The sequence below is a fragment of the Ancylobacter sp. genome (genome assembly GCF_965279025.1).
Lineage (GTDB): Bacteria > Pseudomonadota > Alphaproteobacteria > Rhizobiales > Xanthobacteraceae > Ancylobacter.
The window spans coordinates 1345029-1366078 of the sequence record NZ_OZ257132.1; the positions used below are offsets into that span (position 1 = coordinate 1345029).

The following is a 21050-nucleotide window of genomic DNA, read 5'->3' on the forward strand; positions in this document are numbered from 1 at the left end:
GTCACGCCGCCTTTCGCAGCGTCGAGGCGCGGGACGGCGCGCGGAAGCCGGTCTCGGCGTCGAGCAGCGGCGGGTAGAAGCCGAGGTCGGCCTGCATGAGGACATGCGGGCGGCCGTGCAGTTGCTTTTCCTCCACCACGCTCCAGTGCAGGCGGCGGAACAGCAGGGCGTTCTGGCTCTGCACATGGGCGAGGAATTTCGTCGCGCCGCGCGCATGGGCGGAGGAGACGGCGAGGCGGATCAGCGCCGCTCCGAGCGCGCCGACCTTGCGATAGTCCTGCGCCACCGCGAGGCGCGAGCCCCACCACGTGCCCGGCTCGCTCTCATGGATGCGCACCGTGCCGACCACATCGTCGGCCAGCAGGCCGAGCAGCGACACGGCGACGAGGGGAATGGCGGCGGCGTCGATGGCGTCGCGGTCGTCACCGGCGAACAGGCCCTGCTCCTCGCAGAACACCTGGTGGCGCAGCTGCGCCGCACCGCGCTTCTCCCAGGTCTGGGTGGCAAACTTCACCTGGAAATCGGCGGCGAGGAAAGGACGGAAGGTGCCGTACATCATGCGCAGCCCCTTTGCTGCATATTCACTGGCCGCATATCCCCCATTGCGGCGCCCCGTCGTTCATAGGTGGAGAGTGCCGAGCAGGCGCCGCATTTGGCGCAGCCGGCCTTCACCTCGATGGACTTCAGCCCGGTGGCGAGCAGCATTCCCGAGAGCGGGCCGAGGATGGAGTTCATGAAGGCGGGCGAGGGCGTCGGGTGGCTCTCCAGCGGCGTGCCGGAGATGGGCACGAAGGGCACGACGAAGGGATAGACGCCCATGCGGGTCAGCCGGTCGCAGACGGAGAGGATGTCGTCTCGCGAATCGCCGAGCCCGGCGAGGATATAGGTGGAGACCTGGCCCCGCCCGAACACCGGCACGGCGGCGGCGAAGGCCTCGAAATAGCGCTCCACCGACACCTGCGCCTTGCCGGGCATGATTTGATGGCGCACCTCTTCGGTGCAGGCTTCCAGATGCATGCCGAGCGCGTCGGCGCCGGCGGCGTGCAGGCGGGCGAACCACGCATTGTCGTCGGGCGGCTCGCACTGCACCTGGATCGGCAGGTTCACCGCCGCCTTCACCGCCCGCGCACTCTCGGCCAGAATCGCCGCGCCCCGGTCCTTGCCGGGCGGGGTGCCGGTCGTCATCACCATGTGCTTGACGCCGTCGAGCTCGACGGCGGCCTTGGCGACTTCGGCCAGCTGGGCCGGGGTTTTGCGCTCGATGGTGCGGCCGGCGGCGAGCGACTGGCCGATGGCGCAGAACTGGCAGGTCTTGGTGCGGCTCTGGTAGCGGATGCAGCTTTGCAGCACCGTGGTCGCCAGCACGTCGCGCCCGTGCAGCACGGCGATCTTGGAATAGGCAATGCCGTCCGCGGTGGTCAGGCCGTAGAATTTCGGCTGGAGCGGAAACGACACCTCGCCCAGCGCCAGCCCGTCGCGGCTGATGCGGCTGCGGCCGAAGGCATCCGGCTTCTCCACGAGATAGGGGCTCTCGAAGGCCGGCGCGGTGTGCACCGGCACCATCACCGTCATGCCGTCAATGGTCAGCGCCTTGTGGTCCGACGGCCCGGCCCCGCCCCGGCGCGATTGTGCGCCGGCGCTGGGGTCAACCAGCCGCACCCCGTAGGACTGCAACTCGTTGATCAGCTGCTCCGTCGGCAACGGCCGCAGATCGGTGGCCGGGACTATCGGTTTCATCGGAAACGCTCCCTGTCAGGACGGGGAAGGTGGCCCCGGCGTGGGTGTGGACGGGCACGGCGGGGCGGTCGTCATGGTTGAGGCTGAGGAGTTCCGGCCGGGCATAATGGCCGACCGAATCCATCATCCGCTTGCGCTTGGTGATGAGGCCCATGTCGAGATCGGCGATGAGGATGCCCTCGCCCGAGGTCAGCGGGGGCACGACATGGCTGCCCTCGGGGGAAATGATCGCGCTCATGCAGCCGCCGGTGAGGGCCTTGCGCAGCTTCTCCTCCGGGCAGATGCGGGCGATCTGTTCGTCGGTGAGCCAGCCGGTGGCATTCACCACGAAGCAGCCGGATTCCAGCGCGTGGTGGCGGATCGTCACCTCGATCTGCTCGGCGAAGATCGGCCCCACCAGCGAGCCGGGAAACTGGGCGACGTGGATTTCCTCGTGCTGGGTCATCAGCGCGTAACGGGCCAGCGGGTTGTAGTGCTCCCAGCAGGCCAGCGCGCCGACGCGGCCCACCGCCGTCTCGACCACTTTCAGCCCGGCGCCGTCGCCCTGCCCCCAGATCATCCGCTCGTGGAAGGTGGGGGTTATCTTGCGGCGCTTGAGCTTCAGCGAACCGTCGGCATCGAAAATGAGCTGGGCGTTGTAGAGCGAGCCATGGTCGCGCTCGTTCACCCCCAGCATCACCACGACGCCGAGCCGGCGGGCGGCGGCGGCCACCGCCTCGGTCACCGGGCCGGGCACGACGACGCCGTTTTCATAGAGCCGCAGATGCTCCGCCCCGGTGAGAACCGGGGGCAGCACGAAGGAGAAATAGGGATACCAGGGCAGGAAGGTCTCGGGGAACACGACGAGCTGCGCGCCCTTGCCCGCCGCCTCGTCCAGCGCGGCGAGCACGCGGGCGAGCGTGCCCTCCAGGCTATCGAGGGAAGGGGCGATCTGTACCGCGGCGACGCGGACCACCCGCTTTTCTGCGCTGGGCCTTTCGACCATGTCGATTCTCCTTGCCTCTGGCCGTCGTCCCGGGCGGCGGCACGGCCGGCGGTCCGGGATCGCCCTTTCGCCGGGGCCGATCCCGGCTCTCGCTTCGCTCGGCCGGGATGACGGAATCCCGTCACGGCGTCCCGGTCACAGTGTCCAGGTGTCGAGGATGAAGGCGTTGTCGCGCCGGTGCAGCAGCACGATGTCGAGCACGTCCAGCGGGCTGACCGGGATGATGCCCGGGATCAGCGCGCCCTCGCCATGGCCGTACAGCGCCTGCAGGGCGAAGCGGCAGGCATAGACCTTGCCGCCATCGTTCAGGATCTTCTCGATGCGGTTGTTGAAGTTGAGATGGCCGGGAAAGGCCTCGTCGCCGAGCTTGGGGAAGCCGCGCTGCACGCCGAGGGTGACGCCGGGCCCGTAAAGCAGCACCGAGGTCTCGAAGCCCTTCTGGATCAGGCGCGAGGCCTGCAGGAGATTCACGAGGCCGATCGAGCCCTCGAAGGCGACGGTGTGGAAGGTGACGAGCGCCTTCTCGCCCGGCGCGGCTTTGACGTCCTCGAACTTCTTGTCTTCGTAGTCGACGAGGATGTCGCCCTTCTGGTGGGCCGGCGCGGTGATGGTGGCCATGTCGCTCTCCTTGGCTCTGAGGGGCCGGCTCTGCGCCGGGGGTACGCCAGGGAAATTGCAATCAATGTGCCAATTGACAGAATGCCAAAAGAATCATCAAAACAATCATTTTACATACAATACTACAGTCAATATCGCGTGAGTAGGCACATCGGGGTTGGTGAGAAAGCGGGCGGACGCTTAGAGAAACGGCGGGACATTGCCCGCTTGCTGCGCATGCGACGGCGTCGGGTCCGGTACATGCCTTACGCAGCAAGTTGTGGACCAGTGGTGACACGCCACCTCTGCAACATTATACAGTCAATTATGATCGGCTATGCTGGGGGCTGTCATCCCGGCCGAGCGGTGCGAGAGCCGGGATCGCGACAAGGCCCGGCAGACGGTCCCGGATCAGCCTTGCGGCCGCCCGGAATGACGACAAGCAAAGTGACGAAGCAATGGCCGACTGGATTCCTGACCTCGCCCGCTCCGACAAGCCGCGCTACCTCGCCATTGCCGATCTGATCGGCGAGGACATCCGCGCCGGCCGGCTGGCGGTGGGCGACCGGCTGCCGCCGCAGAGAAAGCTGGCGGCCCGGCTCGACATCGACTTCACCACCGTGGCGCGCGGCTATGTCGAGGCGCAGAAGCGCGGCCTCGTCGAATCCCGAGTCGGTCAGGGCACTTTCGTCACCGGCGCGCCGCGCCCGAAGACACGGAGCCCCAGCGCGCCCAAGCCCGGCACGGTCGATCTCTCGATGAACCTGCCGCCCGAGCCGGACGACCCGGCGCTCATCGAGCGCATGCAGGACGGGCTGGCGGAAGTGGCGCGCGATCTGGTGGCGCTGCTGCGCTACCAAGGCTTCGGCGGAACAGCAGCCGACAAGGACGCGGCGTCGTCCTGGCTCGGCCGGCGGGCGCTGGTGCCGGCGCAGGAGCGCATCTTCGTGACGCCGGGGGCGCATCCGGCGCTGCTTGGCATTTTCGGCCTGCTGGCCCGGCCGGGCGACCTGATCCTGTGCGAGGCGATCACCTATCCCGGCGTGCGGGCCATCGCCGCCCAGCTCGGTATCAAGCTGCACGGCCTGCCGATGGACCGCGACGGCATCGACCCCGACGCCTTTGCCACCGCCTGCCGCGAGATGGCGCCCAAGGCGCTCTATCTCAACCCGACGCTGCAGAACCCGACCACGCTGACCATTCCCGAGGAGCGGCGCGAGGCGATCGCCAAGGTGGCGCGGCGCTTCGGCGTGCCGATCGTCGAGGACGACGCCTATGGCTTCGTGCCGCCGCACGGGCCGCCGCCCTTGGCGGCCATCGCGCCGGACCTCACCTGGCACATTGCGGGGCTGGCCAAATGCATCGGCGCCGGCCTGCGCGCGGCCTATGTCGTGGCGCCGGAAGCGCGCGCCGGCTACCCCTTCGCCAGCGCCCTGCGCACCGCCAATGTGATGGCCTCGCCGCTGACCACGGCGCTGGCGACGCGCTGGATCGAGGACGGCACCGCCGACACGCTGCTGCGCTTCATCCGCACGGAATCCGCCGCCCGGCAGGCGCTGGCGAGCGAAATCCTGCCCCCCGGCAGCTTCCGCGCCGACCCGCTGAGCTTCAATCTCTGGATCGAGCTGCCCGCGCCCTGGACCCGCTCGGCCTTTGTCGGCCACATGCGCTCCACCGGCATCGGCGTGGTGGCGAGCGACGCCTTCACCGCCACCGGCCCGGCGATCGAGGCGGTGCGGGTGTGCCTGGGTGGCCCCGCCACCCGCGCGCAGATCCGCTCCGCGCTGGACTTCATGGCCCACGCGCTGGAGGAATCGCCCGAGGTGGTGTCCTCGGTGATGTGAGGGGGCGCCCTTCAAGGCCGGCGACCAAGGGGGAGCACGCACCCGTCCTGCGTCCTTCGAGGCCCGGCCTACGGCCGGGCACCTCAGGATGACGGGCGTCGGCACCCCCGTCATGCTGAGGCGCCGGCCGAAGGCCGGCCTCGATGCACGCACCACTCGCCCCTGATCGCCGTCATGGCCGGGCTTGACCCGACCATCCATGATTTCGTGCGGTGCGGACATCCCGGGACGTCGTGGATCCCCGGGCCGAGCCCGGGGATGACGGTGGGCAGGGCGGGGATGCCGCACCCCTCACGCCAGCGCCAGCGCCGCCTCCAGCAGCCGGTCGACATCGCTCTCGCTGGTGGCGAAGGAGGTGACGAGGCGCACCACGCCCTCGCCCCAGCGCTCGGTGTAGAAGCGGAAGCCCTGGCCCAGCAGCCCGTCGATCATCGGCTGCGGCAGGCGCACGAACAGCATGTTGGCCTCCACCACGCCCTGGATCTCCACCCCGGCGATGCCGGCGAGCCCGGCGACGAGCCGCGCCGCCATGGCATTGGCGTGGCGCGCATTGGCGAGCCAGAGGTCGCCGTCGAGATAGGCGTCCATCTGCGCGGCCAGGAACCGCATCTTGGAGGAGAGGTGCCCGCCGCGCTTGCGCCGGAACGCCAGTTCGCCGGCGCGGGCCGGGTCGAACAGCACGATGGCCTCCACACCCATGGCGCCGTTCTTGGTGGCGCCGAAGGAGAGAATGTCGACCCCGGCCTTCCAGGTCATTTCCGCCGGGCTCGCGCCGAGCGCCGCCACGGCATTGGCGAAGCGCGAGCCGTCCATGTGCAGGGGCAGGCCGGCGTCGCGGCACACCGCGCCGATGGCGGCGGTCTCTTCCAGCGAATAGAGCGTGCCGAGCTCGCTGGCCTGGGTGATGGAGACACAGGAAGGCTGCACGCAATGCACGTCGCCCCGGCCGAGCCGGGCGGCCCGCGCCAGCGCGTCGGCGTCGATCTTGGCGTCTGCGCCCGCCACGTGCATGAGCTTGGCGCCGCCGGTGAAGAATTCCGGCGCGCCGCATTCGTCGTTTTCGATATGGCTGTCGGCATGGCACAGCACCGCCCCCCAGGGCGGGGTCAGCACGCTGAGGGCCAGCGCATTGGCAGCGGTGCCGGTGGAGACCAGCAGCACGCGCACCTCGCGCTCGAACAGCGCGGAAAGCCGCGCCTCGACACGTTCGGAAAGCGTGTCGGCGCCATAGGAGGGCATCGCCCCCTCATTGGCGGCCGCGAGCGCCGCGAGGATGGTGGGGGAGATCCCGGCGACATTGTCGCTGCCGAAGCCGGGCGGGCGGGAGGAAGGGGTGTCGGTCACGGCGGGTCCTGGGGAGAGATGGCGGAGCGTGCGCTAGGGGGAAACCGGCCGGCCGGCCATTGTCAATGGCCCGCAGGCGCCGTTGACTGCGTCACTTGCCGGATGGCGCGTGCCGGCATGGCGGGTTTAACTGGCGCCCAATCGTTTCAAGTGAAGCCCATGAGTGCCATCGACCACGTCGTCGCCGACCAGGAAGCCGTGTTCCGCCTGCTCGCCGACCCCGCCACGCACCCGGCCCTCGGACCGGAGGCGAGCGTCAGCCGCATCGATACCCATGGCGCGGTGGTCTTCCTCGCCGGCGCGGAGGTCTACAAGGTCAAGCGCGCGGTGCGCTTCTCCTTCATGGATTTTTCCACGCTGGAGAAGCGCCGGCGGGCGAGCGCCCGGGAAGTGGAGCTGAACCGCGCCACCGCCCCCGGCCTCTATCGCGGCCTCGTTGCCATCGTGCGGCGCGCGGGGGCCCTTCACCTCGGCGGCGAGGGCGAGGTGGTGGAGTGGGCGATGCACATGGCCCGCTTCGACGAGGAGGCCACGCTCGACCATGTCCTCGCCCGCGAGGAGCTGTCGCCGCCCCTGATCGCGGCGCTGGCCGTCGCGGTGGAGCGCGCGCATCGCCACGCGCCGGTGGCGACAGGCACGTCCGGCGGGGCGCTGCGGGCGGTGGCGCGCAATGTCGTCGCCGGGTTGCGGGAGGCGCCGGACCTTCTGCCCCCGGCGCAGGTCTCGACGCTGGAGACGGCGCTGATCGACGCCTTCGACCGGCTGGAGCCGCTGCTGGCGCGCCGCGCCGCGGCGGGCGAGGTGCGGCGCTGCCATGGCGACCTGCACCTGCGCAACATCGCGCTGATCGACGGCGCGCCGGTGCTATTCGACGCGCTGGAATTCGACGAGGCGCTGGCGACCACCGACCGCCTCTACGACCTCGCCTTCCTCCTCATGGACATCGCCGTGCGCGGGCGCGCCTTCGAGGCGAACGGGCTGCTCAACCGCTATCTGATCGCCTGCGGCGACGCCCCGCCCTATGACGGGCTGGCGGCGCTGCCGCTGTTTCTGGCCCTGCGCGCGGCGATACGGGCGCAGGTGACGGCAGCGGCGGCCGGCCTTCGCGACGCGCAGGGCCGGGCCCGGGCGGGCGAGGAGGCACGCGCCTATCTCGCCTTTGCCGGCGACGCACTGGCGCCGCGCCCTGTGAAGCTGGTGGCCGTGGGCGGGCTGTCGGGCTCCGGCAAGAGCACCCTCGCCGCCGCGCTGGCGCCGTGCGTCGGCCCGCTGCCGGGCGCGGTGCATCTGCGCTCCGATGTCGAGCGCAAGCGCCTCAACGGCACGCCGGAGCTGGAGCGCCTGCCGCAGGACGCCTATTCGATGGAAGCGACGCAGGCGGTCTATGCCACGCTGCGCGCGCGGGCGGAGGAGATACTCGGCGCCGGCCATGCCGTCATCATCGATGCGGTGCACCAGCGGCCCGACGAGCGCGCCGAGATCGCCGCGCTGGCGCATGAATGCGGGGTGGATTTTCTCGGCCTGTGGCTGGAGGCGCCGATCGACGCGCTCGCCGGGCGGGTGGCGGCGCGGCGCGGCGATGCCTCCGACGCCACCGCCGAGGTGGTTCGCTGGCAGGCGGGACGCGAGGCCGGCCCGCTCGACTGGGCGCGGCTCGACACCTCGCCAACACCGGCGCAGGTGCTGGCGCAGGCGACGGCGCTGCTCGACGGCTGAGGCAAGCTAACGTTCCGCTGCCCCCGTGGAGGAGACGGTGCGCCTCAAGATCAAGGTCTGCCCCCTGCGGAAGGAAGGTATGAGCGCGACGACCGCTGCGAACAGCGCGCGCGCAAGCGAGGCGCGCGCCGTGCCGGCGACGCCGAAATATTCGAGATATTGGTGCTCGCAAATGTCGAAGCCGGCGATCCCGGCGATCTCGACCAGCTCGCTCTTCGTGTATTCGCGGAAATGTCCCGGATTGGTGTTGTCGATCCGGATACGCTCCGTCGTGCTCAAGCCAATCAGCGCTTTCAGCCGGCGGTTGAGCGAGGCGGCGTTCGGCGTCTGCACGATCATGATCCCGCCGGGCTTCATGAGGCTGCGCAGGGCGAACATCGTCAGCTCGGGAGCGGTGTACAGGTGCTCGACCACTTCGGCGAACACGATCAGGTCGAACGTCTCCCGGCTTGGAATGTCCTCCAGTGACTGGGCCTTGTTCAGGTCATAGGCGATATGTCCACGAATCCCGGTCAAGGGCAGGTCGTCCGGCATTCCGCCCCCCGCATCAAGCGGAAATCCCATCGTGGTGACGTTCGTGTAGCGCTGCAAAAGCATTCCGGACAGAACGCTTCGCCCGATATCGAGGACGCTGCTTTCCGGGTCCGGGCAATATTGCGCGCAAAAGGCCAGAACACGCTCGAAGCGCTGCTTGTGGTACGCGGCATACTCCTCCGGCGACTGGCTGGCGCCCGGAGTCATGTGGGACAATTTATCAAGATAGGCCTGCCCGCCGTCGATCATAGGTTCCTCCCGCATCGGAACACCCTGCAACACTGACTCGTCTCGAAAGGATGCGGAGCTTCGTACGGCGACCCGTATGCCCGGCACGGCCCTGGAGTGAGCTTTACTAAAATACCACACAACCGGCGCGACGTCGCGCCGGAATGGCCGTTACCGAGGGTTTGGTGCTTTCAGAGGCGCGACAAAGGGTGCGGCCGGCACGTTGGCCGGTTGTGGCCGGACGGGACGCCCGGACCGGCTCGTGGCGTCAGCGTTCCGCCGCGCGCTTGCGGGCGTCCTCGACCACGTCCTTGAAGCCCTGATAATCCAGCGCCGCGGCCACCTTGAAGGGACCGACCAGATAGACCGGCGTGCCCGGCAGGCCGAGCGCCTCGGCCTGGGCATTGTTGCGCTTGAGCAGCGCGCCGATGTCGCCGGCATGGGCCTTGAGGTCCTTCGCCAGACGGGCCCGGTCGATGCCGGCATCGGCCAGCGCCTCGCTCATGCGCTCGGTGGTGGACTTGCCCGGCAGCTTCATCAGCGTCTTGTGCGCGGCGAGGTACTGGCCCTGGAAATTCGCCGCCAGCGCCAGCTGGGCCGCGACCACCGAGGATTCCGCCAGGATCGGCCAGTCCTTGTAGACCAGGCGGATCTTGCCGTCCTCGGCCACCAGCCGTTCGAGTTCCGGGAGGGATTTGCGGCAGTAACCGCAATTATAGTCGAAGAAAGCGACGATGGTGACGTCGCCCTTCGGGTTGCCGAAGGTTGGCGTCTTCGGGTCGTTGAGCAAGGCATCGACATCGAGCGGCGTCGACGTGCCGGCCGGGGGCGAGACATCGGGCGTGGCGGCGAACAGCGGCAGCGACGCGGCAAGCAGCGCACCGGCGGCGGTCAGGAGCAGCGCGCGGCGCTTCATCGGGGCGTCCTCTTCACTGTGCGGGGGCGTTGCATCGCCGCCCGAAAGGCCCGTCGCCGGGCACGGGGCATCCGGCAGCTCTATCTGGGGCGCAGACCATCGAGGATGATGCGCTGCACGTTGCGCGTAGCCTCTTCGACAAATGCCTCCTCGTCCAGCCCCTTGCCGAGCAGGGCGTCGATCTGGGGGGCAAAGTCGGCATAGTGCTGCGTCGTCGCCCAGATGGCGAAGATCAGGTGGTGCGGGTCGATGGGCGCCAGCTTGCCGGCGGCGGTCCAGCCGCGAATGACGGCGGTCTTGGCGTCGACCAGCTCCTTCAGCGCGGTCTCGAGCTCATGGCGCAGCAACGGCGCGCCCTGCACCACTTCCAGGCAGAACAGCCGCGAGGCTTCCGGATGGGTGCGCGAAAAGCGGATCTTCCGCCGGATATAGGCGCTGATCCCCTCGATGGGGTCGGTCTCGACCTCGAGCTCGCGCAGCGGGTCCAGCCACTGGTCGAGCAGCCGGCTCAGCACGCCGACATAGACCTCTTCCTTGGAGGCGAAATAATAGAAGAGATTGGTCTTCGAGACGGCGGCGGTGCGGGCGATCTCTTCCACCGTCGTGCCGTGCAGGCCGTAGCGCGAGAACAGCGACAGCGCGGCATCGAGGATGGCGTTGCGCTTGGCGGCGATACGCTTGATACGCGTCGGGGTCTTCGGCCGCCCGCCGCCCGCCGCCGCTTCACTGCCGGTATCTGTGGCCGCGCGCACCGGTGACGGCGCCGGCCGCGCCGGGCGGGAGGGCGTGTGAGCGGTGCGATGCGCAGATGTCAACGATAGCTCCCGCCTTGGCATGGCTCATGAGATGGCACGGAAAGGAATCGCACCGCAATATGCGCACCGTGCCGCTGCGATTCGCGCGACGGCGGCAACCTGCCATCGACCCGCCCGAACACCTGCGTCCACGACCCGCGAAAGACCCCGTGAATGGTATTGAGCTACGATCGACTCTCCCGGACCCTGCACTGGCTGGTGGCCGCCCTTGTCCTGGTGCAGTTCGCCACCGGCTGGAGCTGGGGCTATTTCCAGCGGGGTTCGGATCCGCGCTTCTACCTGTTCAACCTCCACCTCTATTCCGGCTATGTGATCCTGGCGCTGGCGGTGCTGCGCATTTTCTGGCGCCTGACACACCCGGTGCCGCCGCTGCCGGCGGGAATGGGCCGCCTGACGCGGATCGCCGCGCACGCCACGCACGGGCTGCTCTATCTGCTGATCCTGATCCAGCCGATTCTCGGCGCGGTGACGATCACCGCCTTCGGCAAGAGCCTCGGCTGGACCGGCAAGGTCCATGTCGCGCTGGCCTATGTGATCGCGGCGATCGTCGTGCTGCATGTGGCGGCGGCGCTGTGGCATCACTTCATCAGGCGGGACGGGCTGATCCTGCGCATGCTGCCCGCGCGTCGCTGAAGGGTCGGTCGATGCGCATTCCCGCCACCGGGCGCCTGTTGCCCCTTCTCGCCGCGACCCTGCTCGCCGCGCCCCTGCTGCTGGCGCTGGCTCCCGGCCAAGCGGCCGCCCAGCCGATGACCATACAGGCCACGCCGATCGAGCGGTTCGATGCCGGCGGCGCCATGCGCTTCGGCCCGCTGGAATTCCGCGGCGGTCTGGTGCTGTCCTCGACCACGTCGACCTTCGGCGGGCTGTCGGGCCTGTCGGTCGATGCCGACGGCGCCGCCTTTCTGGCCATCACCGACAAGGGATGGTGGCTGTCCGGGCGCATCCTCAGCGAGGGCGATCGCCCGGTCGGCATCACCGACGCGCAGATGGCGCCGATGATGGCCAGCAACGGCAAGTCGCTGGCCGAACAGGGGCGCGGCGACGTCGAATCGCTGGCGCGCACGCCCGCCGGCACGCTGGTCGGCATCGAAGGGGCGCAGGAAGTCTGGCTGTTCCCCGGCGCCAACCCGCTCCTTGCCGCCGGCCGCCGGCTCGTCACCGACCCCGCCTTGTCGCGGCTCGGCGGCAATCAGGGGCCCGAGGCGATGCTGGCGCCGCCGGGCGGCGTGCCGGCGGCCATCGTCGTCATCGCCGAGGAAAGCCCGGACGATCCGGCCGCCCTGCCCGGCTTCCTGTTCGCCCCGCTCGACAAGCCGGTGCCGACCGGGCGCTTCACGGTGAAGCGGATGGACGAGTTCTCCGCCACCGATGCCGCTTTGGCCGATGACGGCATGGTCTATCTGCTGGAGCGGCGCTTCGATTTCCTGCGCGGCGTCGCCATGCGCCTGCGACGCTTTCCCCTGAGCGCGATCCAGCCCGGCGCGGTGATCAAGGGGGAGGTGATCCTCACCGCCAACCGGCTGGCGGCCATCGACAACATGGAAGCGCTGGCCCTGCACCGCAACGCGGCGGGCGAGCTGATCCTGACCATGCTGTCGGACGACAATTTCTCCCCGCTCCAGCGCACGCTGCTGCTGCGCTTCGCCCTCATCGAGTAAGACGGCGGAAGGGGAGGATGCCTAGCGGGAGGTGCCCGGCGCGGCGCCCCAGGGCTTCAGCCGGCTCATCAGCGCGCCATAGGGGAGGAGCGCGAGAAGGGCACAGGCCATCTTCACCAGGAAGTCGAAATAGGCGAGCCCGACCCAGAGCGGCACGGTGATGCCGGTCGAGGCGTAGGTGACGGGGAAGGCCATGTCCGCATCGCCGGCGAAGGCCAGCGAGAAGAACAGCGCCGTGTCCACCGCCGAGCCGAACAGACTGCCGGCCAGCGGCGCCTGCCACCAGCTCATCCGGCGCAGGCGGTTGAACACGCCGATGTCGAGCAGCTGGCCGAACAGGAACGCCGTGCCGGAGGCCAGCGCGATGCGCGGCGTCGCCAGCACGATCGACAGCAGCACCGCGAGGGCGAAGCCGACATAGACCACCTGCCGCGCGACGGCAGGGCCGAAGCGGCGATTGGTCAGGTCATTGACGAGAAAGGCCAGCGGATAGGTGAACGCGCCCCAGGTCAGCACTTCCTGGAGGCCGAACGCCTCGACGGGATGCTGGACAAGCACATTCGAAGCCGCCACCACCGCCATCATGCAGAGGACGGGGAGGGCGAGCTTCGAGAGAGTGACCTGCGAGCCGGCGATCTTCATCGCGCTCAGGCGGCGACGGCGACGCTCGCCTTGGCGACGGCGCGCTTCAGTTCGGCAGCCTTCGGCGACAGCTCTTCGCTGTGGGCCTTCAGCAGGAACGCATCGAGGCCGCCGCGATGATCGACGGTCTTCAGGGCGTTGGCGCTCACGCGCAGCTTCACCGACCGCTTCAGCACATCGCTGGTGAGCGTGACGTTCACCAGGTTCGGCAGAAAGCGCCGACGGGTCTTGCGGTTGGAGTGGCTCACGCGATTGCCGGACAGAACCGCCTTCCCGGTAAGTTCGCACCGACGCGACATCGTGGACATCCTTGTATCAAAACCGATGCGTCGCAGGCATTCTGAAGCGCCCGACGATCCCGCATGCGGCATTCGTGGAAATTGAGAGCGCTCCTATAAGGGCCGCCCCCGGCGCCGTCAAGGCCGGCGGAGTCGGAACACCGGCGGGGGGCCGCCCGGCAACCGCCCCTCAGCACGGCCGCGCTGGCGCGTTCGTGAAAGCCCAGACACAGTTCCGCCGCCTTCCCCCTACATCCGAAACAGGCATAAATTGGGTTTTCCGCCTGATCGATCGGGCGATTCGGGAATGTGCCTTCATGATGCGGGTGTGCCTCACGGCCTTCTTGGCGCTCGCCGGCGCGGGCGCGATGGTCCCTGACGCCCTGGCCGACGGGCGGCTGGAGGCGCGCTACCGCATGTCGCTGGGCGGGCTGGAACTCGGCCGGGCGGCGCTGCTGGTCGAGGTCGACGACAGCTCCTACATCGCTTCCGGCAGCGGCCGGCTCACCGGCGTGGTGCAGGCGGTTTCCACCGGCAAGGGCACGGCCGGGGCACGCGGCGCCATAAGCCGCGGCGTGCTCACCCCGCGCACCTTCGCCATGGAAGCCGAATCCGACAAGAAGAGCGAGGCCATCCGCCTGGTGATGAACGCCTCCGGCGTCACCGACATGCGCGTGATGCCGCCGGTCTTTCCTTCCGCCGACCGCGTGACGGTGAGCGACAAGGACAAGAAGGGCATCTTCGACCCGATGACGGCGGCGCTGATCATGGTGCCCGGCTCCGATGAGCCGGTTTCGGCCAAGGCCTGCGATCGCACGCTCAACATCTTCGACGGACGCCAGCGCTACGACCTCGCGCTCAGCTATGAGCGCATCGACCAGGTAAAGGCGGAGAAGGGCTATGCCGGCCCGGCCGTCGTCTGCCGCGTCGCCTACCGCCCCATCTCCGGCCACAAGCCGAGCCGCACCGGGGTGAAATACATGATGAAGAACAAGGAAATGTATGTGTGGCTGGCGCCGGTCGCCGGCACGCGCCTGCTGGTGCCGTTCCGCGCCTCCGTGGCCACGGCGGTCGGCGTCGCACAGCTGGAGGCGGAAGCCTTCGAGACCCAGGTGGTCGGCCCCCGCGCCACCCCGGCCAAGGCGGGAATGCCGTAACGCACTTGCCGTAACGCACTTGCCGGCCGTGCCCGGCGAGCGGCGGGCAATTTCCCGCAGGCGTCCCCATATCGCCCATCTCATGCTAAAAGGACCGCCCCCGCTGGCCCGTGCCGATGCGGTGGCTCTCCTGAACGGCTCCAGTTCCTCGGCTCCAGCTTCTCGGCACCATGAACATCGCCGCCCCGCCGGGCCATCTGCGCCCCGCCACCAAGCCCCTGCCGCCTTCGCTGCGCGCGCGCGGCGTCACCGCCGTGCTGGGGCCCACCAATACCGGCAAGACCACGCTCGCCATCGAGCGCATGCTGGGCCATTCCAGCGGGCTGATCGGCCTGCCGCTGCGGCTGCTGGCCCGCGAGGTCTATGGCAAGCTGGTGGAGCGGGCGGGCGAGCACAATGTCGCGCTCATCACCGGCGAGGAGCGCATCAAGCCGGCCAATCCGCGCTATTGGGTCGCCACGGTGGAAGCCATGCCACGCGACCTCGACGTGGCCTTCGTGGCGCTCGATGAAATCCAGATCTCCGCCGATCTCGATCGGGGCCATGTGTTCACCGAGCGGCTGCTGAACCGGCGCGGCCGCGAGGAAACGCTGCTGCTGGGCGCCGCCACCATGCGCCCGCTGGTGGAGAAGCTGCTGCCGGGCGTGAACATATTGGTGCGCCCGCGCCTGTCGAACCTCACCTTTGCCGGCGAGAAGAAGATCACCCGCCTGCCGCGCCGCTCGGCCATCGTCGCCTTCTCCGCCGACGAGGTCTACGCCATCGCCGAGCTGATCCGCCGCCAGCGCGGCGGGGCGGCGGTGGTGCTGGGCGCATTGTCGCCGCGCACCCGCAACGCCCAGGTCGCGATGTACCAGAATGGCGACGTGGATTATCTCGTCGCCACCGACGCCATCGGCATGGGGCTCAATCTCGATGTCGACCATGTCGCCTTTGCCGGCGACACCAAGTTCGACGGCTGGCAGTTCCGCCGGCTCAACCCGGGCGAGATGGCGCAGATCGCCGGCCGCGCCGGCCGCGCCCAGCGCGACGGCACCTTCGGCACGACGGGGCGCTGCACGCCCTTCGATGCCGAGATGGTGGAACGGCTGGAAGCCCACGCCTTCGAGCCGCACCGCATGGCGCAATGGCGCAACAGCGTGCTCGACTTCTCCACCATCGAGGCGCTCAACCGCTCGCTGGCCATTCCGCCACGCGAGGAAGGGCTGACCCGCGCGCCCACCGCCGACGACGTCCTGGTGCTGGAGCGGCTCGGCGCCGATCCGGCGATCCGCCGGCTGGCGACCGGCGCCCAGGCCATCGAGCGACTGTGGGAAGCCTGCCAGTTGCCGGACTACCGGAAGGTGTCTCCCGCCTCGCATTCCGACCTCGTGGCGACGGTCTATGACGACCTGATGCGGCGCGGAAGGCTGTCGACCGAGTGGTTTGCCAAACAAGTGGCCTTGGCGGACCGAGCGGAAGGTGACATAGACACCCTGTCGGGACGCATTGCGCAGGTCCGTACCTTGACCTTTGCGGCGAACCGGCCGGACTGGCTCGACGACCCGGAACACTGGCAGGGTGTCACGCGGCGTGTGGAAGATAGGCTATCCGATGCGCTTCACGAGCGGCTCGCCCACCGCTTCGTCGATCGCCGGACCAGCGTGCTGATGAGACGCCTGCGAGAGAACGCGATGCTCGAAACAGAAATCACCAAGACCGGCGACGTCGTCGTTGAAGGCCATGTCATCGGGCATCTGCTCGGTTTCCAGTTCGCGGCGGACGCATCCGCCGGCGGACCGGAGGCAAAGGCGCTGCGCGCTGCCGCGCAGAAAGCGCTGGCCGGCGAGATCGAGGCCCGCGCCACGCGCCTGTCGGAAGCGCCCGATGAGGCCTTCGTGCTGTCGACCGACGGCACGCTGCGCTGGATCGGCGATCCCGTGGCCAAGCTCATTCCCGGCGAGGAGGTTCTCGCCCCGCGCCTCAAGGTCATCTCCGACGAGCACCTGACCGGACCCGCGCGGGATTCCGTGCAGGCCCGCATCGAGCTGTGGCTGAAGGCCCATATCGAGAAGCTGCTCGGCACGCTGCTCGCCCTCGGCAAGGCGGAGGATATCACCGGCATCGCCCGCGGCATCGCCTTCCAGCTGGTCGAATCGCTTGGCGTGCTGGAGCGCCACCGCGTGGCCGAGGAGATGAAGGCGCTCGCCCAGGACGCGCGCGCCGTGCTGCGCGGCCATGGCGTGCGCTTCGGCGCCCACCACATCTACATTCCCGCGCTGCTGAAGCCGGCGCCGCGCGCGCTCGCCGCCCAGCTCTGGGCCCTCAAGCATGGCGGGCTGCAGCAGAAGGGGCTCGACGAGCTCCCGCACCTCGCCGCGTCCGGCCGCACCTCCATTCCGGTCGACCCGGAAATCCAGAAGGGCCTCTACCGCGCCGTCGGCTTCCGCGTCGCGGGCGAGCGGGCGGTGCGCGTCGACATTCTGGAGCGCCTCGCCGATCTCATCCGCCCGGCGCTGGCCTGGCGGCCCAATGCGCCCGGCGAGAAGCCGGCGGGAGCCTTCGACGGCAATGGCTTCACCGCCACCGTCGCCATGACCTCGCTGGCCGGCTGCGCGGGCGAGGACTTCGCCTCGATCCTGCGCTCGCTTGGCTACCGCATGGAACGCCGCCCGGCGCCGGTGGAAACACCCGCGCTGCCGGAAGCGGCCGTAAGCGACCATGCCGCGAGCGACGTCGCGGCCGCCGACAGCACGGTTGCCGAAGCGGCCGCGCCTGAACAGGTGGCGGCCGACAGCGTGGTGGAGGTGCCTGTTGGCACCGATGTCGCCTTCGACCAGACCGTCGAGCCGGCGCTGGAAGAGACGTCCGCCCCGGTGGAGGCGCCGCGCGAGGCCCTGCCCGTGGACCCCACCGCCGTGAGCGGCGAGGTGTTCACCGACCCGGTGTTCGACCAGACGGTGGAGCCCGCGCTGGAAGAGACCGCGCTGGAAGAGATGGCGGCACCGGCGGACGCCGTTGCGGTGGACTCCGCTTCGGAGGAAGCCGCCCCGGTCGAAGCCTCTTCCACGGAAGAGACTGTCGCTGCGGCACCGGCCGAGCCGGCGATGATCGAGATCTGGCGTCCGGGCCGGCCGCAGGGGCAGAACCGCCCGGCGCATCAGCCGCGCCGTGGCAACCAGGGTCAGCGGGAAAACACCCGCGAGGGCGCCGCCCGTGACGGCGCGCCCCGCGATGGCACTCCCCGTGACGCCGCCGCTCAGGGCCGTCCGGCGCCGCGCAGCGAGGCGCCCGCCGAAGGCGCGGCCCCCGATGCCCGTCGCGAGCGCCCCGAGGGCGAGCGTGGCCGTCGTCCGCCCCGCGAGGACCGGCGCGAGCGCCGCCCCGAGCGGGCGGAAGGCGAGCGCGAGCCGCGCCGCGACGAGAACCGTCGCGACTCCGGCAACCGCCCGCCCCGGCCCGATCATCGCGGCGAGCGGCCGGACCGCGCCCCCGCGCATGCGCGTCCCGAAAACCGCAACGACGCCCGACGCGACAAGCCGGTCGATCCCGATTCGCCCTTCGCCGCCCTGCTCGCGCTGAAGGCGCGCATGGAGGCGGAGAAGAACGGCGGCTGAGCCGGCGATGAGGCGCGCAGATAGGGCGCGCATCATCGGCGATGGCCGGAGCGACGCCGCTGCGCCGGACACGCCGCCGGCCGAGCGGTTTCGCCTCGATGTCTGGCTCTGGCATGCGCGCTGCGTGCGCACGCGCAGCGTCGCCGCCCAGCTGGTGAAGGCGGGACGGGTGCGGCTGAACGGGGCGCGCGTCACCGCGCCGAGCCAGCAGGTCCGGCTTGGCGACGTCCTCACCCTTTCCCTCGACGCCCGCGTGCGGCTCTGGCGGGTGACCGGATTTATCGCCCGGCGCGGGGATGCAAAGGCCGCCGCCGAGACCTATGTGGAGATCACGGCGGACGACACGCCGGGCAGCCATGCGTCCTAGGCCGGGGATGCCGGTTGCGCCGTTCCGACAGGTGCGCTACGGGAGCCTTGCGGAGCGGTTTTGCGCGCCTAATCCACATGCCCCGCACGGAGATCGAGTAAATGACCTACGTAGTCACGGATAATTGCATCAAGTGCAAATACACCGACTGCGTCTCCGTGTGCCCGGTGGACTGCTTCTATGAGGGCGAGAACTTCCTCGTCATCCACCCGGACGAGTGCATTGATTGCGGCGTGTGCGAGCCCGAATGCCCGGCCGAGGCGATCAAGCCGGATACCGAGCCGGGCCTCGACAAATGGCTGACGCTCAATGCCGACTACGCAAAGGTCTGGCCCAACATCACCGACCGCAAGGACCCGCTCCCCGAGGCGAAGGAGTGGGATGGTGTGCCCGACAAGCTACAGTATCTCTCGCCCGAACCGGGTAATCAGGACTGAGCGACGGCCCTAACGGCAGGTCGCCACCGATCGCGCCACCCGACCGCTGCCCACGCCAGCGGTCGCGCGGGGGCACGCGCTGCAATGCGGCAGTATTTTGATTCTCCCCAGATTTGTGCTATATACCCCTCGTGCAGTCGATTGGGTTTGCCATGGCGCAACGCTCCCGTACCGGAGCGCCCCTCCCGGAATTGATGTCGGGCCTTCGCTTTTCGTGCGGCCACCGCCGCAGGAAGGGCTTCCCTGAGTTTTCCGTCGACGGCTGAAAGACGGCTCCCGCACCCGTTGGAGCCGGGGTGTTCTTTTCCCTGCGGTCGAGCCGCAGGCGGTACGCGCCGAGGGCGACGCGGCGCCGGATGAACCGAGACCCAGGAGCAGGCACAGTATGACGTCGATCAAGAAGCCGTCCAGCAACATCCGCCAGGGTTTCAAGACGGGCGAGCACATCGTCTATCCCTCGCACGGTGTCGGGCGCATCGTGGCGATCGAGGACCAGGAAGTTGCGGGCTTCAAGCTCGAACTGTTCGTCATCCATTTTGAAAAAGACAAGATGACGCTGCGCGTTCCCGTACCGAAGATCGTCTCGGTCGGCATGCGCAAGCTCTCGGAGCCCACCGTGCTGAAGAAGGCGCTGGAAACCCTCAAGGGCCGCGCCCGCGTGAAGCGCACCATGTGGAGCCGCCGCGCGCAGGAATACGAGGCCAAGATCAATTCCGGCGATCTCGTCGCCATCTCCGAGGTGGTGCGCGATCTCTACCGCTCCGAAGCCCAGCCCGAGCAGTCCTATTCCGAACGCCAGCTCTATGAGGCCGCGCTCGACCGCATGGCCCGCGAACTGGCCGCCGTCGACAATCTGACCGAGACCGAGGCGATCAAGCTGATCGAGCAGAACCTGCTCAAGGGCCCGCGTCGTCTGGGCAAGGGCGAGACGGAAGCCGAGGCGGACGTCGTCGAGGCCGAGGACGACACCGATACGGAAGAAGCCGCCGCCTAAGCGGTTCGCCGGAAGACAGTCACCCGACGACCAAGGCCCGGCCCGCGCCGGGCCTTTTTCGTTTGTCGCGCCCCTCCCCGCCCGCGCCGCGTCGATCGCCGGCTCCGGCTTTCCGGCAGGTGGAACTTTGACGCCGTTGCGACGTTGACGCCCCGTTCGGGCATGGGCGCCGCGCGTTCAGCGGCACAAGACCGTTTGCGCACGTCCGGTGCGGGCCCGACAGGTTCGGGGAGACGCGCATGAGCGAGCAGGCCGGCCGCAATACCCAACTCGCGCGCGCCGCTATGGCCACGCCGCTGCTGGAGCGCGACGAGGAATATGATCTCGCCCGCCGCTGGAGCGAAAAGGGCGACCAGAAGGCGCTGCACGCGCTCATCCATGCCCATATGCGCCTCGCTCTGGCCATAGCCCGCCGCTTCCGCAATTATGGACTGCCGATGTCCGACCTCGTGCAGGAGGGCCATATCGGCCTGATGGAAGCGGCCGCCCGCTTCGAGACTACCCGCGAGGTGCGCTTTTCCACCTACGCCACCTGGTGGATCCGCGCCGCTATCCAGGATTATGTGCTGCGCAACTGGTCGATCGTGCGCGGCGGCACCTCCTCCGGCCAGAAGGCACTGTTCTTCAATCTGCGGCGCGTGCGCGCCCAGCTGGAGCGGGCCAATGAGGGCAGCCCGGCGCCGACGCGGGAACAGTTGCACCAATCCATTGCCGAGAAGCTGGGGGTCAGCTCCACCGAAGTCGCGCGCATGGACGCGCGGCTGAACATTCCCGATCTGTCGCTCAACGCCCCGCTGGTTGCCGGCGAGGAGGAAGGCGCCGAGCGGCTCGACCAGCTGGTGGCCGCCGGCCCGCTGCCCGACGAGCAGGCGACGCGCGAAATCGACGGCGAGCGCCAGCGGCGCTGGCTGATCGGCGCGCTGCGCGGGCTCAACGAGCGCGAATTCCGCATCATCAAGGCACGGCGGCTGAACGACGAAAGCGAAACGCTCGAGGTACTCGGCGCCCGGCTCGGCATTTCCAAGGAACGGGTGCGGCAGATCGAGAGCCGCGCCATCGAGAAGCTGCGCTTCGCCCTGACCAACGGCCCCAACGTGCCGCGCGGCGCGTTCTCCGCCTGAGGCTGCCGGCGTGAACGGTCTTGCCGCCGGACGCCGTCATGCCCGGCCCGACACCTGGCCGTCGCGACGCGCAACGCGCAG

Annotated in this window: 20 protein-coding genes; 10 read left to right on the forward strand and 10 right to left on the reverse strand. The window is 69.2% G+C overall.

All coding sequences use genetic code 11. The features are described 5' to 3' along the window. Position 1: 1 nt before the first annotated feature. From ACQY76_RS06280 to ACQY76_RS06295, 4 genes are all read right to left on the reverse strand, one after another. Positions 2–559, reverse strand: a complete 558-nt coding sequence (locus tag ACQY76_RS06280; RefSeq protein ID WP_428032033.1) for an MSMEG_0567/Sll0786 family nitrogen starvation N-acetyltransferase — start codon at positions 557–559, stop codon at positions 2–4. Further along, positions 556–1737, reverse strand: a complete 1182-nt coding sequence (locus ACQY76_RS06285) for an MSMEG_0568 family radical SAM protein (RefSeq protein WP_428032034.1) — start codon at positions 1735–1737, stop codon at positions 556–558. Before ACQY76_RS06285 ends, ACQY76_RS06280 begins: the two co-directional genes overlap by 4 nt. Next, positions 1646–2722: a Nit6803 family nitrilase gene (locus ACQY76_RS06290; RefSeq protein ID WP_428032035.1), complete on the reverse strand. Its 1077-nt coding sequence runs from the start codon at positions 2720–2722 to the stop codon at positions 1646–1648. The genes ACQY76_RS06285 and ACQY76_RS06290 overlap by 92 nt, the downstream gene beginning before the upstream one ends. Positions 2723–2857: 135 nt before the next feature. Continuing rightward, complete coding sequence (locus tag ACQY76_RS06295) at positions 2858–3340, reverse strand: MSMEG_0572/Sll0783 family nitrogen starvation response protein (protein ID WP_428032036.1); 483 nt, start codon at positions 3338–3340, stop codon at positions 2858–2860. A 437-nt stretch (positions 3341–3777) separates the two neighbouring features. Here ACQY76_RS06295 and ACQY76_RS06300 point away from each other — a divergent pair, with 437 nt between their 5' ends. After that, positions 3778–5163: a PLP-dependent aminotransferase family protein gene (locus tag ACQY76_RS06300; protein WP_428032037.1), complete on the forward strand. Its 1386-nt coding sequence runs from the start codon at positions 3778–3780 to the stop codon at positions 5161–5163. Between the two features lie 291 nt (positions 5164–5454). On the opposite strand, the gene ACQY76_RS06305 is transcribed toward ACQY76_RS06300, so the two are convergent. After that, positions 5455–6507 carry a threonine aldolase family protein gene (locus tag ACQY76_RS06305; RefSeq protein ID WP_428032038.1) on the reverse strand — a complete coding sequence of 351 codons (1053 nt, stop codon included), beginning with the start codon at positions 6505–6507 and terminating at the stop codon, positions 5455–5457. A gap of 159 nt (positions 6508–6666) precedes the next feature. Between ACQY76_RS06305 and ACQY76_RS06310 the strand changes: the two genes are divergently transcribed. Beyond that, the gene (locus ACQY76_RS06310) at positions 6667–8223 is read left to right on the forward strand and encodes an AAA family ATPase (RefSeq protein WP_428032039.1); all 1557 of its coding nucleotides are present in this window, start codon (positions 6667–6669) and stop codon (positions 8221–8223) included. Positions 8224–8229: 6 nt separating this feature from the next. Here ACQY76_RS06310 and ACQY76_RS06315 read toward each other — a convergent pair whose 3' ends face one another. The 3 genes from ACQY76_RS06315 to rutR all read right to left on the reverse strand — a co-directional run bounded on the left by ACQY76_RS06315 (position 8230) and on the right by rutR (position 10737). Then, on the reverse strand, positions 8230–9006 hold the full coding sequence (locus tag ACQY76_RS06315; protein ID WP_428032040.1) for a class I SAM-dependent methyltransferase: 777 nt from the start codon (positions 9004–9006) through the stop codon (positions 8230–8232). Positions 9007–9253: 247 nt separating this feature from the next. Continuing rightward, entirely contained in the window at positions 9254–9901 is a 648-nt protein-coding gene (locus tag ACQY76_RS06320) for a DsbA family protein (protein WP_428032041.1), read from the reverse strand. Between the two features lie 80 nt (positions 9902–9981). Further along, positions 9982–10737, reverse strand: coding sequence for an HTH-type transcriptional regulator RutR (rutR, locus tag ACQY76_RS06325; protein WP_428032042.1), 756 nt, complete (start codon positions 10735–10737; stop codon positions 9982–9984). Between the two features lie 132 nt (positions 10738–10869). Between rutR and ACQY76_RS06330 the strand changes: the two genes are divergently transcribed. Then, positions 10870–11349, forward strand: coding sequence for a cytochrome b (locus ACQY76_RS06330; RefSeq protein ID WP_428032043.1), 480 nt, complete (start codon positions 10870–10872; stop codon positions 11347–11349). An 11-nt stretch (positions 11350–11360) separates the two neighbouring features. Then, positions 11361–12377 carry an esterase-like activity of phytase family protein gene (locus ACQY76_RS06335; RefSeq protein WP_428032044.1) on the forward strand — a complete coding sequence of 339 codons (1017 nt, stop codon included), beginning with the start codon at positions 11361–11363 and terminating at the stop codon, positions 12375–12377. A gap of 21 nt (positions 12378–12398) precedes the next feature. On the opposite strand, the gene ACQY76_RS06340 is transcribed toward ACQY76_RS06335, so the two are convergent. Both ACQY76_RS06340 and rpmB read right to left on the reverse strand, forming a co-directional pair. Then, complete coding sequence (locus ACQY76_RS06340; protein ID WP_428032045.1) at positions 12399–13019, reverse strand: queuosine precursor transporter; 621 nt, start codon at positions 13017–13019, stop codon at positions 12399–12401. A 5-nt stretch (positions 13020–13024) separates the two neighbouring features. Beyond that, positions 13025–13318 carry a 50S ribosomal protein L28 gene (gene rpmB, locus ACQY76_RS06345; RefSeq protein ID WP_428032046.1) on the reverse strand — a complete coding sequence of 98 codons (294 nt, stop codon included), beginning with the start codon at positions 13316–13318 and terminating at the stop codon, positions 13025–13027. 347 nt (positions 13319–13665) lie between these two features. Between rpmB and ACQY76_RS06350 the strand changes: the two genes are divergently transcribed. The 6 genes from ACQY76_RS06350 to ACQY76_RS06375 all read left to right on the forward strand — a co-directional run bounded on the left by ACQY76_RS06350 (position 13666) and on the right by ACQY76_RS06375 (position 20969). Further along, positions 13666–14454, forward strand: coding sequence for a DUF3108 domain-containing protein (locus tag ACQY76_RS06350; protein WP_428032047.1), 789 nt, complete (start codon positions 13666–13668; stop codon positions 14452–14454). Between the two features lie 170 nt (positions 14455–14624). Then, entirely contained in the window at positions 14625–18050 is a 3426-nt protein-coding gene (locus ACQY76_RS06355) for a helicase-related protein (protein ID WP_428032048.1), read from the forward strand. Between the two features lie 7 nt (positions 18051–18057). Then, a complete protein-coding gene (locus ACQY76_RS06360) occupies positions 18058–18417 on the forward strand; it encodes an RNA-binding S4 domain-containing protein (RefSeq protein ID WP_428032049.1) in 360 nt (119 codons plus the stop codon). 101 nt (positions 18418–18518) lie between these two features. Beyond that, positions 18519–18854 (forward strand): ferredoxin FdxA, encoded by a 336-nt coding sequence (fdxA, locus tag ACQY76_RS06365; RefSeq protein ID WP_428032050.1) that lies wholly within the window; start codon positions 18519–18521, stop codon positions 18852–18854. 385 nt (positions 18855–19239) lie between these two features. Continuing rightward, entirely contained in the window at positions 19240–19848 is a 609-nt protein-coding gene (locus tag ACQY76_RS06370) for a CarD family transcriptional regulator (RefSeq protein ID WP_428032051.1), read from the forward strand. A 239-nt stretch (positions 19849–20087) separates the two neighbouring features. After that, entirely contained in the window at positions 20088–20969 is an 882-nt protein-coding gene (locus ACQY76_RS06375; protein WP_428032052.1) for an RNA polymerase factor sigma-32, read from the forward strand. The last annotated feature ends 81 nt before the right edge of the window (positions 20970–21050 follow it).

Bases quoted from the DNA above. Each gene is read 5' to 3' on its own strand.
- ACQY76_RS06320 (WP_428032041.1), bottom strand. From the start codon at position 9,901: ATGAAGCGCCGCGCGCTGCTCCTGACCGCCGCCGGTGCGCTGCTTGCC.
- ACQY76_RS06300 (WP_428032037.1), top strand. From the start codon at position 3,778: ATGGCCGACTGGATTCCTGACCTCGCCCGCTCCGACAAGCCGCGCTAC.
- ACQY76_RS06350 (WP_428032047.1), top strand. From the start codon at position 13,666: ATGGTCCCTGACGCCCTGGCCGACGGGCGGCTGGAGGCGCGCTACCGC.
- ACQY76_RS06360 (WP_428032049.1), top strand. From the start codon at position 18,058: ATGAGGCGCGCAGATAGGGCGCGCATCATCGGCGATGGCCGGAGCGAC.
- ACQY76_RS06295 (WP_428032036.1), bottom strand. From the start codon at position 3,340: ATGGCCACCATCACCGCGCCGGCCCACCAGAAGGGCGACATCCTCGTC.
- ACQY76_RS06330 (WP_428032043.1), top strand. From the start codon at position 10,870: ATGGTATTGAGCTACGATCGACTCTCCCGGACCCTGCACTGGCTGGTG.
- rpmB (WP_428032046.1), bottom strand. From the start codon at position 13,318: ATGTCGCGTCGGTGCGAACTTACCGGGAAGGCGGTTCTGTCCGGCAAT.
- fdxA (WP_428032050.1), top strand. From the start codon at position 18,519: ATGACCTACGTAGTCACGGATAATTGCATCAAGTGCAAATACACCGAC.
- ACQY76_RS06355 (WP_428032048.1), top strand. From the start codon at position 14,625: ATGAACATCGCCGCCCCGCCGGGCCATCTGCGCCCCGCCACCAAGCCC.
- ACQY76_RS06340 (WP_428032045.1), bottom strand. From the start codon at position 13,019: ATGAAGATCGCCGGCTCGCAGGTCACTCTCTCGAAGCTCGCCCTCCCC.
- ACQY76_RS06280 (WP_428032033.1), bottom strand. From the start codon at position 559: ATGATGTACGGCACCTTCCGTCCTTTCCTCGCCGCCGATTTCCAGGTG.
- rutR (WP_428032042.1), bottom strand. From the start codon at position 10,737: ATGCCAAGGCGGGAGCTATCGTTGACATCTGCGCATCGCACCGCTCAC.
- ACQY76_RS06310 (WP_428032039.1), top strand. From the start codon at position 6,667: ATGAGTGCCATCGACCACGTCGTCGCCGACCAGGAAGCCGTGTTCCGC.
- ACQY76_RS06370 (WP_428032051.1), top strand. From the start codon at position 19,240: ATGACGTCGATCAAGAAGCCGTCCAGCAACATCCGCCAGGGTTTCAAG.
- ACQY76_RS06315 (WP_428032040.1), bottom strand. From the start codon at position 9,006: ATGATCGACGGCGGGCAGGCCTATCTTGATAAATTGTCCCACATGACT.
- ACQY76_RS06290 (WP_428032035.1), bottom strand. From the start codon at position 2,722: ATGGTCGAAAGGCCCAGCGCAGAAAAGCGGGTGGTCCGCGTCGCCGCG.
- ACQY76_RS06285 (WP_428032034.1), bottom strand. From the start codon at position 1,737: ATGAAACCGATAGTCCCGGCCACCGATCTGCGGCCGTTGCCGACGGAG.
- ACQY76_RS06375 (WP_428032052.1), top strand. From the start codon at position 20,088: ATGAGCGAGCAGGCCGGCCGCAATACCCAACTCGCGCGCGCCGCTATG.
- ACQY76_RS06335 (WP_428032044.1), top strand. From the start codon at position 11,361: ATGCGCATTCCCGCCACCGGGCGCCTGTTGCCCCTTCTCGCCGCGACC.